The sequence below is a fragment of the Novosphingobium sp. BL-S-32 genome (assembly GCF_056857055.1).
This window is the reverse complement of record NZ_CM166477.1, coordinates 1,485,853-1,499,957: the sequence shown is the minus strand read 5'-3', so window position 1 is coordinate 1,499,957 and position 14,105 is coordinate 1,485,853. Positions and strand designations below refer to the sequence as shown.

General features: G+C 66.5%; 10 protein-coding genes. 9 read left to right on the top strand and 1 reads right to left on the bottom strand.

Features of this window, described 5'->3' with window-relative positions:
* The first annotated feature begins 10 nt into the window (after nucleotides 1–10).
* Genes AC1VVK_RS23150 through AC1VVK_RS23140 form a run of 3 tightly spaced genes read left to right on the top strand, consistent with a single transcriptional unit; the run spans nucleotide 11 to nucleotide 5,654 of the window.
* Nucleotides 11–1,465: an efflux transporter outer membrane subunit gene (locus AC1VVK_RS23150; RefSeq protein WP_482905519.1), complete on the top strand. Its 1,455-nt coding sequence runs from the start codon at nucleotides 11–13 to the stop codon at nucleotides 1,463–1,465.
* Nucleotides 1,465–2,550: an efflux RND transporter periplasmic adaptor subunit gene (locus tag AC1VVK_RS23145; protein WP_482905518.1), complete on the top strand. Its 1,086-nt coding sequence runs from the start codon at nucleotides 1,465–1,467 to the stop codon at nucleotides 2,548–2,550. The genes AC1VVK_RS23150 and AC1VVK_RS23145 overlap by 1 nt, the downstream gene beginning before the upstream one ends.
* Nucleotides 2,547–5,654 (top strand): efflux RND transporter permease subunit, encoded by a 3,108-nt coding sequence (locus tag AC1VVK_RS23140; RefSeq protein ID WP_482905517.1) that lies wholly within the window; start codon nucleotides 2,547–2,549, stop codon nucleotides 5,652–5,654. Before AC1VVK_RS23145 ends, AC1VVK_RS23140 begins: the two co-directional genes overlap by 4 nt.
* An 8-nt stretch (nucleotides 5,655–5,662) precedes the next feature.
* On the opposite strand, the gene AC1VVK_RS23135 is transcribed toward AC1VVK_RS23140, so the two are convergent.
* Nucleotides 5,663–6,697, bottom strand: a complete 1,035-nt coding sequence (locus tag AC1VVK_RS23135) for an endonuclease/exonuclease/phosphatase family protein (protein ID WP_482905516.1) — start codon at nucleotides 6,695–6,697, stop codon at nucleotides 5,663–5,665.
* A 145-nt stretch (nucleotides 6,698–6,842) separates the two neighbouring features.
* Between AC1VVK_RS23135 and AC1VVK_RS23130 the strand changes: the two genes are divergently transcribed.
* The 6 genes from AC1VVK_RS23130 to AC1VVK_RS23105 all read left to right on the top strand — a co-directional run bounded on the left by AC1VVK_RS23130 (nucleotide 6,843) and on the right by AC1VVK_RS23105 (nucleotide 14,096).
* The gene (locus AC1VVK_RS23130; protein WP_482905515.1) at nucleotides 6,843–7,559 is read left to right on the top strand and encodes a hypothetical protein; all 717 of its coding nucleotides are present in this window, start codon (nucleotides 6,843–6,845) and stop codon (nucleotides 7,557–7,559) included.
* A 7-nt stretch (nucleotides 7,560–7,566) separates the two neighbouring features.
* Nucleotides 7,567–8,289, top strand: coding sequence for an RNA polymerase sigma factor (locus AC1VVK_RS23125; protein WP_482905514.1), 723 nt, complete (start codon nucleotides 7,567–7,569; stop codon nucleotides 8,287–8,289).
* The gene (locus AC1VVK_RS23120) at nucleotides 8,273–9,229 is read left to right on the top strand and encodes a FecR family protein (RefSeq protein ID WP_482905513.1); all 957 of its coding nucleotides are present in this window, start codon (nucleotides 8,273–8,275) and stop codon (nucleotides 9,227–9,229) included. Before AC1VVK_RS23125 ends, AC1VVK_RS23120 begins: the two co-directional genes overlap by 17 nt.
* Nucleotides 9,207–11,609, top strand: a complete 2,403-nt coding sequence (locus AC1VVK_RS23115; RefSeq protein WP_482905512.1) for a TonB-dependent receptor — start codon at nucleotides 9,207–9,209, stop codon at nucleotides 11,607–11,609. The genes AC1VVK_RS23120 and AC1VVK_RS23115 overlap by 23 nt, the downstream gene beginning before the upstream one ends.
* Before the next feature lie 42 nt (nucleotides 11,610–11,651).
* A complete protein-coding gene (locus AC1VVK_RS23110) occupies nucleotides 11,652–12,824 on the top strand; it encodes a glycosyltransferase (protein WP_482905511.1) in 1,173 nt (390 codons plus the stop codon).
* Nucleotides 12,825–12,902: 78 nt separating this feature from the next.
* Nucleotides 12,903–14,096: a hypothetical protein gene (locus AC1VVK_RS23105; RefSeq protein WP_482905510.1), complete on the top strand. Its 1,194-nt coding sequence runs from the start codon at nucleotides 12,903–12,905 to the stop codon at nucleotides 14,094–14,096.
* The last annotated feature ends 9 nt before the right edge of the window (nucleotides 14,097–14,105 follow it).

Genomic DNA, 14,105 nt, shown 5'->3' with positions numbered 1-14,105 from the left:
GGTTCAAGGAATGCGGGCGAATCTCCGAAACGGGGCGGAACGGGCGGCGAGGCTCTCGGTCTCTGCCATCGCGGTGCTGCTCTGCGGCTGCGCGCCGCAAGTCCACCTTCCGCAGGCCGACACGGCGCTGCCCCCCGCCTTCGAAGCGAATGCGGCGCCGGCCGGGACGCTGCCCGAAGCCTCGCTCGACCGCTGGTGGGAGAGCTTCCGCGATCCTCAGCTTGCCGGGCTGATCGACACCGCGCTGGCCCGCAGTACCACGGCGAGACTGGCCTACGCTCGCCTGTCCGAGGCGCGGGCGACCCGCTCGGTCAACCGCGCCAGCACTTTGCCGACCGGCAGCCTTTCCGCCACCGCCACCGAGCAGGGGACGCGCCGGATCTCGGGGCAGGGGGCAAACGTGCCCGGCGACGACAGCTATCAGGTTACATTCTACCCGAGTTGGGAGGTTGACCTGTTCGGCCGCCTCTCCGCGATCCGTGAGCAGGCGGATGTGCAATATGCGTCCTCCACGCTCGACTGGCACGGCGTGCGGCTTGCCTTGGCAGCGGACGTGGCGGCCGCGCTTTTTCAGGCGCGCGGCACGGCGATCGATCTTGGAACCGCTCGCGAACGCCTCAAGATCGCGACCGATCTGGCCAAGAGTGCCCAACTCGGCGAAGCGCACGGACTGACTTCGGGGCAAGACGCGGCACGGCTCGACGCCGATCTTGCCAGTGCCGCTGCCGAAGTGACGAGGCTTGAGGGCGAATTGCAGGCGTCCAAGCGCTCGCTGCTGATCCTCGTCGGCACGCCGAACGCGCCGACCGAAAGCCTTCCCATCGAGGCGCGGATGGACGACGCACCGGTGCTGCCCGCCGTGACGCCGGGATTGCTTCTCGCGCGGCGGCCCGATGTTTTGTCGGCGGGCCTCGCCGTGGAATCGGCGGTGCTGGGCGTGCAGGTGAACCGGCTCGCGCTGTTCCCCCGTTTCGACATCCAGCCGGGCCTTGCCCTGTCTGCGACGACCGGGCCGGCGGGCGGTGCCAGTGCCTTGTGGTCGCTGGCGGCGGGGCTGACCGTTCCGCTGCTCGATCGCACTCGGCTCATGGCGCAGCTGCGGGTGAGCGAGGCGCAGGGGCAGCAAGCTGTCGTTTCCTACGAACAGACCGTGCAGAACGCTTATGGCGAGGCCGAAAACGCACTCGTCCGGTTGGCCGCGAACCGCAACCGCATGGCCGATCTGGAACGTGCCGAAGCTCGCTCGCGCTTGGCCTATGACAGCGCGCTGCGCGGTTATCGCGCGGGCCTCACCGATCTCACCACCGTTTTGCAGGTTGAGCAGACCTGGCTTCAGGCCCGCGCCGCACGCGATCAGGGGCGGCTGGCGCTGCTGACCGGGACGGTTTCGACCGTGCGCGCGCTGGGCGGAGGCTGGGATGCCCAGAATCAGGTGCAGATACAGACCGCGCAAGGAGCGCAATGATGAAGTTGCCCGTTTTCCGCTCCACTGTCGCCGTTTCCGTGCTTGCCGCGTTGACTTTTCTGGCCGGTTGCAAAGGGCACGATGCCGCTCGCAAGGAAGTCATGCCGCCGCAGGCAGTGACAGTGGCCACGGTCACGCAGCGGGCGATGAGCGGCGGCCTGACCGCTTCCGGCCGCTTCGTCCCGCGTGAGGAGATGGCGGTGTCCGCCGATCTCTCTGGCTTCAGGATCGCCAGCGTCTTCGTCGAGGAAGGGGCCGTCGTCCGCGCTGGGCAAGTGCTGGCACAACTCGACGACAGTCTGCTGGTCTCGCAGATCGGGCAGCTCCGCGCGAGCCTTGCGCAGCAGCAGGTCGCCTATGAGCAGGCGCGCGAACAGGCGGGCCGGGTAGACGGCCTGGAAGGGCAGGGCGTCCTCTCCGCCGAGGCGATCGCCACCCGCAAGTTTGCGCAGCGCAATGCCGCCGCGGCCGAGGCGGCCACCAAGGCCCAGCTCAACGACCTGCTGGTGCGGCAGAATCACCTCTCGATCCGGGCACCAGCCGATGGGCTTGTGCTCGAACGCACGGCGCGTCCCGGCGAAACGTCGAGCACAGGCACGGCGATGTTCACGATGGCACGCGACAGCCTGCTGGAGCTTTACGCCGAACTGCCTGAAGTGGACGCTGCCGGCATCAAGATTGGCGATCCGGTACAGGTCACACTGGCATCGGGGCGCACGCTCAACGGCCATGTGCGCCTGATCGGCGAACGCGTGGACAGCAATACCGGAGTCGTCATCGCCCGCATCGCATTGCCGGTGGACCGTGAACTGCGTCAGGGCGGCTTTGCCCGGGCCACGTTCTCGCGCGAGGCGGAAGTGCTGGCGCTGCCCGAGGCAGCGGTGCGCTACGATGCCGATGGCGCCAACGTCATGATTATCGACCGCGACGACCACGTCCATCGCCTCAAGGTCCGCACCGGGCGTCATGCCGATGGCCTGGTGGAGCTGCGTGACGGACCGCCTGCGGGAAGCCGCGTCGCGGTCCGGGGCGCGGCCTTCACGCTGGACGGCGATAAGGTTCGTATCGCGGGAGCCGCCAAGTGAACTTGCGTATTTCCGCTTGGGCGATCCGTAATCCGATCCCCGTCGCGCTACTGTTCATACTGCTTACCGTGTCGGGCGTGGTCGCCTACATGCGGATGCCGGTGAAGCAGTTCCCCAACGTCAACCTGCCCATCGTCACGGTCACCGTCACCCAGAGCGGGGCGGCACCGACCGAGATGGAAAACCAGATCACCCGCCCGATCGAGAACGCGCTGACCGGCGTGCCGGGGATCAAGAACATCAGTTCGACAGTGACGCTGGGCGCATCGACGACCTCGCTCGAATTCGAGCTGGGCAGCGATATCCAGAAGGCCACTGACGATGTCCGCACGGTAGTGGAGCGGACCCGCGTGGAACTGCCGCAGGGTATCGATCCCCCGACCGTGCAGCGCATCGACCTCGACAGCGCGCCGATCGTCACATACGCGGTTACTGCGCCGGAAATGAGCGACACGCAGCTGGCGTGGTTCATCGACAACGAAGTGACGCGCACGCTTCAGGCCGAGCGTGGCGTCGGGCAAGTCTCGCGCATAGGCGGTGCCGAGCGCGAAATCACGGTGATCCTCGATCCCGAGCGCATGGCCGGGCTGGGCGTGACAAGCGCGCAGGTCAATTCCGCGCTGGCCGCCTTCCACACCGACGCGCCGGGCGGCCGGGCCAATATCGGCGCGGTCGAGCAGACGGTGCGCGTGATCGGCTCGGCCGCCGACGTGGCCCGCATCCGCGAGCTGACGATCCCGGTGCAGGGACGCTACGTGCGTCTCTCCGACATTGCCGAAGTGGGTGACGGGCAGGGCGAAGTTCGCGGCTTCGCGCGTCTCTCCGGACGGCCAGTGGTGGCGATCCAGGTGTCCAAGACCAGCGATGCGAGCGACGTGACCGTATCGGACGGCGTGGCGAAGGCCATCGCCGGCCTCTCCGCGAAGCATCCCGGCGTGACGTTCGACAAGATCGTCTCGACGGCGGATCTCACCCGCCGCAGCTTCATGGCCACGGTGGACGTGCTGATCGAGGGCGTGATCCTCGCGATCGTCGTCGTGTTCCTGTTCCTGCGCGACTGGCGGGCGACGGCGATTGCGGCGGTAGCTATGCCGCTCTCGCTGATCCCGACGTTCATCTACATGGCGGCGATGGGGTTCAGCCTGAACGGCATCACCCTGCTGGCGCTGACACTGGTGATCGGCATTCTGGTCGACGACGCCATCGTCGAGATCGAGAACATCGAGAAACGCATCGAGAAGGGCGAAAGCCCCTATCAGGCCGCGCTGATCGGTGCCGATTCCATCGGGCTTGCGGTGATTGCCACTACGGCGACGATCATCGCGGTCTTCGCGCCGGTCTCGCTAATGCCCGGACAGGCGGGGCAGTTCTTTCGCGAATTCGGTCTTACCGTGGCGGCGGCGGTCACGTTCTCGCTGGTGGTGGCGCGGCTGCTGACGCCGCTGATGGCCGCCTATTTCCTCAAGCCCCACCACTTGCGCACCTCGACTGTCGCCGGGGCGCGGCTTCATCCATGGCACGCGCGGGCGCTCGACTGGGCGCTGGCCCGGCCCCGGATCTGCACCGCCATCGGCATGGGGCTGCTGGTGCTGGCACTGGTGATTGCCTCGACACTCCAGATCGGTTTCCAGGCGACGCAGAACCGCAATTACATCTACCTCGCTGTGGAAGGCGCGCCCGGCGCCACGCGGGACGACATGAACCGCGCGGTCGAACAGGCGACGCGGATCCTGATGCACGAGTCCGATGTCGAGGATGTCTTCGCGCAAGTCGGCTCGACGGGCGGCGGGCTGAACAGCGGCGGCACGGACCTCAAGGACGGCACGCTGACGGTGCTGCTGCGCCACGACCGAGACGAGACCTCAGAGCAGTTCCAGGCCCGAATCGGCCCGAAACTGCGCGCTATTCCCGAGGCGCGGTTCTACAATCAGGGCAACTTCGGACAGGCAGCCGTTTCGGTGGTGATCGCCGGTGCCGACGGGCCGACGCTCGAACGCACGCAGATGCAGCTTCTGCGTGAGATGCGCCGCCTGAAGGCAATCGCTGATCCCCGCCCGAGCCCCTCGGCGCCGGGCCCCGAACTGGTGATTACTCCGCGTCCCGAAGAAGCCGCGCGGCTCAACGTCGATACCGTGACGCTCGCCAATGTCGTTCGCATAGCCACTATCGGCGACATCGACGCCTCGGTCGCGAAGTTCTCCGAAGGCGAGCAGCGCCTGCCGATCCGCGTACGCCTGCCCGAAAGCGCGCGGAACGACCTTTCGGCGATCTCCGGCCTGCGTGTGCCCACGCGTGACGGCAACACGACGCCGCTGTCCAGCGTCGCCGATATCCATTTCCACGCCGGTCCCGGCAAGATCGTGCGCTACAACCGCGAGCGCCGCGTCAGCGTGGAGGCGGACCTTGCCGTGGGCGAGGCGATCGGATCGGCCATGCAGTCCGTGCGGACCCTGCCGACGATGCAGCACCTGCCCGCCGGCGTGCATGAGGCGCAGCAGGGCACGACCCAGATCATGGAGGAGATGTTCGTCGGCTTCGTGCTGGCGCTGTTTGCCGGGGTCGGGCTGACTTATACCGTGCTGGTCCTGCTGTTCCGGGGCTTCTTCAAGCCTGCGGTCATCATGGGCGCGCTGCCGCTCAGCCTGCTCGGAGCTTTCGCCGCGCTGCGCCTGCTGGGCTTTGCGATCGACATGCCGGTGCTGATCGGCCTGCTCATGCTCATGGGCCTCTGCGCCAAGAACTCGATCCTGCTGGTGGAATTCGCCATCGAGGCGGAGCGGGCCGGTGCGCCGGTGCGCGAGGCACTGAAGGAAGCCTGTGCGCAGCGAACCCGGCCGATCATCATGACCTCGGTGGCGATGATCGCGGGCATGCTGCCCACAGCATTTGCGATCAGCGAGGGTTCTGAATCCCGGCAGCCCATGGCCATCGCGGTGATCGGTGGCATTCTGACCTCAACGATGCTCTCGCTGGTGCTGGTGCCGGTGATCTACGAGATCATCGACGGCTTCGAGCAGCGGCTTCTGCCCAAGCTGGCCCGGCTGGTGACGCATCCCGACCCGGCGCCGCCGGAAGCGACGGACGCCTCGTCCTCACCGGGTTGAGGCGCTGCCTATCGCAGCGAATATGTCACGACGTAACCGAAGTGGTCGGAGAGCGTGTCGCCGCCGTTCGTCTTGCCGAAGGGCACATGTGCTCCGGTGAAGTGCAGCACCTGGCCGAAGCCAGGGCGGAAATATTGCTTGTCTTTCGCGCGCTTCACCACGGCGGCCAGATCGGCGTTCGGAGCGCCGGCAAACTGTCTGGAAGCCTCGGTGGTCTCCAGTGCCGAGCCCATGGCGGCATCGGCGGCGGCCACGCGCATCGGGTCGTGGCCGACATTGAAGTCGCCCGCGAAGACAAGACTGGTCTGGGACGGCACATTGGCGCCGATGAACGCGCGCGCTTGCGCCAACTGGGCCCGATAGGCGGCGTTGGCCCGCGCAATCGGCACGCCCGACGCGGCGCGGGAATTGAGGTGGGTGTCGGCAATGGCGATCGGTTGGCCTTGTCCGGGAACCCGGATCCAGGCGAGCAGCACGCCCTTGGCGGCCAGACAGTCATATCCGGCGCAGATGTCCTTCGGATAGGCCATGCGGCGCGTCGCCACGATCGGATAGTCGGACATGATGACGAGCCCGCTATCGACCCATTTGCCGTCCGCTTCGCCCTTGCTCCGGGAGGTCTGCCGGATCAGCGCGGTAAGTGAAGGGTCGGTTTGCGATCCTGCCGGAAGGTTCGATGCTTCGGCTTGCTGCGGGCCGGTCGCCACGTAGCGGTAGCCCGCCTCGGCCGCGATGGCCTTGGCTTCGGGAATGAAGGCTTCCTGCAATGCCACGACATGGGGCTGGCTGCCATGGCGTCTCAGGTCCGCCAGTCGCCCGCCGATTTTGGCAAGCTCGGAAGCCCGTCCGAACGCGACAGGGAAGGGCAGACCCTCCACGTTGTAGGTCATCACTGTAAGGCTGCCCGTGGGCGCGGTCGAGATTGGCGCAAAGCCGAAATCCGGCACGGCGGCGGGCAGGGGGCGGGCGAAACTGGCGGCGGCCAGAGCTGCCACCATGGCAACGGCGCAAACGCCAATTCGGTTCAGGCCAAGTCGGATCATGAGGAGAAGACACTCCGAAACAGGATGCCGCTTAGACGCCGCCCCGTGGCCTGACCCGCACTGCGGAAATTCGTGTGCGGGTCTGCCGCTCGGCCGGAGTCTTGCCGATGTCCCGAACTCGGGATGGGGAATGGAGTTGGACGAAATGAGCCGATCCATGGTGACAGGTGTGGCCTTCACTTTGCTGGCGATAGCGCCCGTGAATGTTCAGGCGCAGGGCGAGAAGCTGCGAGGATCGGCGGGGGCCGACTACCTGCCGCAGCTGGTCGAATGGTCGCTGTCGGACCGGGCCGGAGCCGATCAGGCAAAGGCCGTGCATTTCGAGCGCGATTCCGGCGATGCGGGATGGAGCATGGATTTTCTGGCGGTCAAATCGCTCGATCCGGTCGAGCGCGCGGTCGATAGGGACAGCGCCCGCTTTCGCGGCAAGCACATGTCGGTGAATGCCTGGCACGCGCTGGGCGGCGAGGATCTGGTGCGCTTCACCGCGATTGCCGGAAGGGTCAGTCGCCGTGCCGCCGATGCGGTGATGCTCCCGGCCAAAACGCGCGCCAGTTATGTCGGTGCCGAACTGGCGTGGGAGCACGCGCGCGACTGGTCGCTTTCGGCCGGCGTCTACCAGCAGGGCGGCTGGGGCGGCCACTCGATGGAGAGTGACCTGCTGCGCCTGACCAATGGCGAACCGGTCGCCGCCAATGGCCTCCATGCGGCGTGGCGCTTCGCGCTCGACCATGGAGACGCGGCGGGAGAGCCGCGCACTTGGCTGGGGCTGGACGGCCATTCCGGCAACCGCGGCAGCGGCATCGGCACCGGCCTGCGCCATGCCAGCGATGTCAGCCTGCTGCTGACGACACGTTTTTGAGGGCGCCATGACCGCCGCTGGAAGATCATCCGAACATCTGCTTTACCTGATCGAGGAGAGTGCGATTGCGCAAGGAGGACGGGCTATGACGTCGCTGGGGCAGGAAGTGCCTGCCGAGGGCGGTCTGCGGCAGCTCAGTCTGGCGATGCGGGGGGAACTGCGCCGGTTTCTGCTGGCGCGCCGTGTCAGCGAGGCCGATGCCGAGGACGTGCTGCAAGACCTGTTCATCCGCCTTGAGACCAGCGTGACCGGCCCGGTCCGCTCGCCGCGTGCCTATCTCTACCAGATGGTCAACAACATGGCGCATACCCGCCGCCGGACCGAAACGCGCCGTCAGGCCCGCGACGCCGGCTGGATCGAAGTGCGGCCCGATGCCCGGACCAGCACGGGGACTCATGGGCGGGGGGATGCCGCCGAGGAACAGGCCGATGCGGCGCCCGATCCAGAAACCGCGTTGGTCGCGCGCGACCAGCTTGCCCGTGTCGAGGCGAGACTGGCCGAGTTGCCGGAACGCACGGCCCATATTTTCCGCCAGTTCCGGGTAGAGGGCGCTTCGCAGAAGGATATCGCCATCGAACAGGGCATCAGCCTGAGCGCGGTGGAAAAGCACTTGCAGCGCGCCTATCGCGCGGTGCTCGAAATTCGAAACCGGCTTGAGGACACGCCCCCATCTACGGGGATGACAGGGCCTACCGGAATGACAGGAGGGTTCGATGGCTCGTCCCGCTGAGCACGACATTCAGTCGCAGGCGATTGCCTGGCACTTGCGCCTCGCCGATGCGAGCGAGGAGGAGTGGAACGAATTCACCCACTGGCTGGAGGCTGACGAGCGCCATAACGACGCTTACGAGGCGATCTGCGATGCCGATCATGCGCTGGAACCCGCCGTCGTGCTGGCCCGGCAGGAACCGGCGGAAGCCGGGGAGCTTCCCGTGGCGGCTGTCGCGGCGGGACGCGGAACGGCAGGTCGGCGGCGCTGGATGTGGCCGGCCATGGCGGCCTCCTTTGCCCTTGTCGCGGTCGGCAGTTGGGCCGTGATGGGCCGTATGGGGCAGGAATATACCGTCAGCACCGCCCCCGGAGAATCGCGGACGTTGGCGCTGTCCGACGGCAGCCGGATCGCGCTCAACGGCGGTACGGAGCTGGTCCTCAGCAAGTCCGATCCGCGCGTGGCCGAACTCAAGTCTGGCGAGGCGCAGTTCTCGATCCGGCACGACGCGGGCAGCCCCTTCGCATTGACGGTGGGCGCGCAGAGGATCGTCGATGTCGGCACTGTGTTCAATGTCCGGTCGAGCGGGCGCGGCTTGCAGGTCGAAGTGGCGGAAGGCGCGGTACGCTTCGAGGACGGGGTAACCCGGCTGCGCCTCAATGCGGGCGATACGCTGGATGCCAGCGGGGACCGGCTGGTCGAAGGCACCCGCGCGCCCGCCGATATCGGCAGCTGGACACGCGGCAAGCTGGTCTACCGCGAGGCGCCGCTTGTCGAAGTTGTGGGTGACATTACCCGGGCACGGGGGATTGCCATCGAACTGGGTCCGGAACTATCGCATGCCAGTTTTACAGGTGTGATACAGTTGGATGGCGACAATGCATCGCTACGCCGGCGTGTCGAACTCCTGATTGGCGCGAAGGTGACCGAAACAGCCGATGGGTGGTCGATTACACGATGACTGGTTTGTTCCCGCGCTCTTTGCGGTCGCCATCAATACTGTCTGCATCACCCCGGCTCTGGCCGGGGAAATCCGCGCCTTCTCGGTGCCAGCGGGACGACTTTCCGATGGCCTGATCACGCTGGCGCAGCAGGGCGGGATTTCGATCGTGCTGGGCGATCCGAAGCTCGACAGCCTGCGCACGCGCGGTCTTTCGGGGCGTTACGAGGCAGCGGACGCGCTGCGGCGGCTCCTTGCGGGCAGCGGCTATGACGCGGTGTTCATCGATGCCCGGACAGTGCGTCTGGTCCGGCGTCCACCTGCGCCGCATGCCGCCCGCGCGCCGGATCGCGTGCCGGTCGTTCCTCCGCACCCCCGACCGGTGCTGGAAACTTCGGGCCCGGACATCGTCGTCACGGCGACCAAGCAGCGTATCGGCCTTGCCGATTATCCTGCCAGCGTTGCCGTCGTCGAACCCACGCGCGAGGAACTCGCGCGGGCCGGAGGGCAGGGCACTGGCTACATTCTCGGCAAGCTTCCGGAGCTTTCCTCCACCAACCTGGGTCCCGGGCGGAACAAGATCTTCATTCGCGGCATTGCCGACAGCAGCTTCAACGGCACCAGTCAGGCAACGATCAGCCAGTACCTCGGCGACTTGCGGCTAATCTACAGCGCCCCGGACCCGGACCTTGCGCTGCACGATATTACGCGGGTGGAAGTGCTCGAAGGGCCGCAAGGCACGCTCTACGGCGCCGGAACGCTGGGCGGGATCATCCGGCTGGTGCCGACGCCGCCCGATCCGAACGGGTGGAGCGCCGAAGGGGCCTTCGGCCTGCGCTTCACGCAGAAAGGCGAACCGGGCGGCGATGGTGCACTGGTCGCCAACGTGCCGATCGTGGCGCGGAAGCTGGCCTTGCGGACCGTGGTCTACCGCACCGTGGACGGCGGTTATATCGACGATGCCCGGCGCGGCCTCAGCGACATCAACCGCAACAGCAGCACCGGCCTTCGCGCAACGCTGCGCTGGCAGCCGGATGCGGCGTGGACAGCAGACCTCACGCTGGTGGGGCAGAACCTCAATTCGCGCGACGGCCAATATACCCTGCGCGGCGAGCCAGATCTGACCCGCTCGTCCTACATCGCCCAGCCTTTCGACAACGACTACCGTCTCGTCGGGCTCACCGTCTCGCGCGACTGGGAGCGGATGCAGCTCGTTTCGGCGACGGGCTATGCCCGCCAGAGCATCGATACCGTGTTCGACGCGACGGTCGATCCCGAGGAGATCCGCAAGTACGAGGAGGACATCGGCGTCCGGCTGTTCTCGCACGAGACGCGCCTGAGCGGGCAATGGGGCACGCGCGGCACATGGCTGGCGGGTGTCAGCCTGCTCCACAACACCGACCACGCCGCCCGCAGCCTTGGCGCGCCCGATGTGCCGGCACCGTTGTCCAGCGTCTCGAATGTCACTCTGGACGCCGCCGTGTTCGGGGAGGTCGGCGTGCCGCTTGGCCGTACCTTCCAGCTTACGCTGGGCGGCCGGTACAGCTACGTGCGCCAGACCAGCGAGTTCATGGGCAGCGACAACAGTAACCCCGATGATATCGATTACGAGCCGCTGCGGCGCCAGAAGCGATTCCTGCCCTCGGCGGCGCTGGCGTGGAAGGCCCGGGCGGGACTGCTGCTCTACGGGCGCTATCAGCAGGGCTACCGGCCGGGCGGCCTGCAAGTCACCGGTTCGGCCACCGATCCCAGCGCCGACCGCTTCGTGTCCGACCGTATCGAGACGATGGAAGTGGGCCTGCGCTTCGGCATGGAAAAGGGCGCGCGTCTGTCCGGCAGTCTGGCCGCGTCCGTGGCGCGCTGGCGGGATATTCAGGCGGATCTCGTCGGCGTCGACGGGCTGCCCTATATTGCCAATATCGGTTCGGGACGGGTGCGCAATGTCGCGCTGTCACTCGCATGGCACCCGGTCGACGCGCTGTCTTTCGAGGCTGCGGGCTTCCTCAATTCGAGCAACTTGTCCGATCCGGCGCCGGGGTTCGATAATGTCGATGACCGCGACCTGCCCAACATTGCCGACGAAGGCTGGCGGACGGCGGTCAAGTATACCCATGGTTTCGGCTGGGCGAACCTGACCGCAGACGCCGCCCTGCGCTACGTCGGGCATTCGAAGCTGGCCATCGTGGCGCCCTTCGCATTGGGGCAGGGCCGTTACTACGATCTTTCGATGGGCGCGCGGCTCGGGTTCGGGCGCTGGGGGCTCTCGCTGGATATCGACAATGCGCTCGACCAGCGGGGCAATACGTTCGCTTTCGGCAATCCTTTCACCGTGGCCGACGGGTTGCAACAGACGCCGATGCGCCCGCGCTCCGTGAGACTGGGCGTCGACGCGACGTTTTGATCGGCATGTGCGGGTCCATCGGGCGTCCGGAGTCATGCCGGCATGACCCAGCCTCTCAGGATCGTCCTTCCCATTCACAGTTTCGAGCCCGGCGGCGTCGAGCGGGTCGCGTTGGGACTGGCGCGCCATTGGCAGGATCTGGGCCACGAGATCGTGGTCGTGCTGGGGCGGGACGAGGGGCTGGACCGGGCCAATGCACCCCGGACGCTGGATTACCGGATCCGTCCCAATCGATCTCCGCTCCGGTTTCCGACCGCGCGCCTCGAAACGCTGTGGATGATATGGTGCCTGTTCCACCATCTCCTCCGCAACCGCGCAGACGTGATCTTCTGCCCCGGCAATACGTACACGATCGTCTGCGTGGTGATGAAACTCTTGCTGCGCGGGCGCTGCCCGCCGGTAGTGGTAAAAGTCAGCAACGACCTTGTTCGGGCGGACAAGACGGCGTTTCGGCGCCGATGGTATCGATGCTGGCTCAAGATCAACGGCCTGCTGCTCGAACGCTTCGTTGGGCTTGCCGAGCCGATGTTCGAGGAGATCGTCGAGGGCATGGGCGTCGGCGATCACCGGGTCTCTACCATCCACGATCCGGCGCTTGACCGGGCCCGTCTCGAACGGCTGCTCGCCATCGAGCGGGAGCGCAAGCAGGGTCACGGCCATCGCTTCGTCGCGGTGGGGCGATTGGCGGCCCAGAAGAACCTGCCGCTGCTGCTCATGGCCTTTGCCGAGGGTTTTCGACCCGGTGACCGGCTCACCATCGTCGGTGAGGGCTGCGGCCGGGCCGCGCTGGAGCGGCAGGTGCGGCAACTGGCTTTGCAGAACCATGTCACGTTCGCCGGTCACGTGGCCTGCCCCGATCCTTTCCTGCGCGATGCCGATTGCCTGATCCTCTCATCCAACTACGAAGGCGTGCCCGCCGTGGTGATCGAGGCAATTGCGGCGGGCCTGCCGGTGATCGCCACCGATTGCTGTTCCAGCATGAAATCGCTGCTCGGCCACGGAACGCGCGGCGTGATCGTGCCGGTGGGGGATGCGCAGGGGCTGGCAGCGGCGATTGCCGGTTGCGCGGCCCTGCCCAGGCCCTGCGCCGTGGAGCGCGGCTATGCGGCGCACTTTACGCTCGAACGCGCCGCCGCCGCCTACCTCGCGACGATGCGTGAGGCTATCGCGCAAGGGCGTGAACCCCGCTTCGCCGCCGCGGCCGACCCGGCCTAGCGGTCTCTTGTTGCGGCATATTTCAAAAAAATTTCGGACCCGGGTGCGGAATCGGTGAGGGCGCGGCGTCCCTGCACCATGCGCATCGGATTCCTCTTCAACCACGACCAGATTCACCAGGTCGCGCACAGTCTGCCCATTGCCCTGGCCATGGCGGACGGCGGATTTTCGGGCGAACTGGTGGTTGCGACGACCAACGCCGCGCTCGCGGCCGAAGTCCGCAGGCTGGGCGGGGACCGCATCGGCACGCGCATCGAACATGTCGAGCTTTCGCCCTCGGCGTTTTCGAAGCGCATGGATTCGCTGCTCGGCCGGGTTGTCCCGGCGGCGAAGATCCTGATCTATCGTGACAATCTCGATTTCTTCCGCAGCCTCGACGTGCTGGTGGTGGCCGAGAAGACCTCGCTGATCCTCAGGAATCGCTATGGCCTGCGCAACCTTGCCTTCGTCCATACCCGCCACGGTGCGGGCGACCGGGCGATCGGCTTCGACAAGGCCAGCGCCAGCTTCGATCACGTGCTCTGCTCGGGCCCCAAGATCCGCGACCGCCTGATTGCCGAAGCGGGAGTCGACCCCTCGCAGATCAGCATGGTCGGCTATCCCAAGTTCGACCTCCAGCGCGATGCCGCGCCCAAGCGGTTCCTTCCCACGGCCGAAAAGGTCGTACTCTACAATCCGCACTGTTCGCCGCACTTGTCGTCGTGGTATCGCGACGGGCATGACGTTTTCGAACACTTTCTGGGAGACGAGCGGAACGGGCTCCTGTTCGCGCCGCATGTCATGCTGTTCCAGCGGCAGTTCGTCGTGACCATCGATAAGCTGACCGTCGAGAAGGCCGGGACGATCCCGCCGAAGTTCCTGCGCGGCGAGAATATCAAGATCGATCTTGGCAGCCGCGCCTCTACCGACATGACCTACACGATGTCGGCGGACATCTACCTTGGCGACGCCAGCAGTCAGGTCTATGAATTCCTGCTGCGGCCGCGTCCCTGCATCTTCCTGAACAGCCACGGCCATGCCTGGCGCGACGATCCCAATTTCCATCACTGGACCGCCGGAGAGGTCATTTCCGGGCCCGAGGAACTGCCCGGTGCCATCGCGCGCGCGGAAGATCTGCACGAAAGCCATTACCGCCGCGTGCAGGAAGACCTGTTCGCAGAGAGCTTCGACTTGCAGTCCACTCCCTCTTCGGTTCGCGCGGCGCGGGCCATCGTCGATTTCGCGAACGGTTGCGTGCGAACGCTCAGGCCGCTTCAGCGCGCTTCGGCCTGAGGCGGGCGA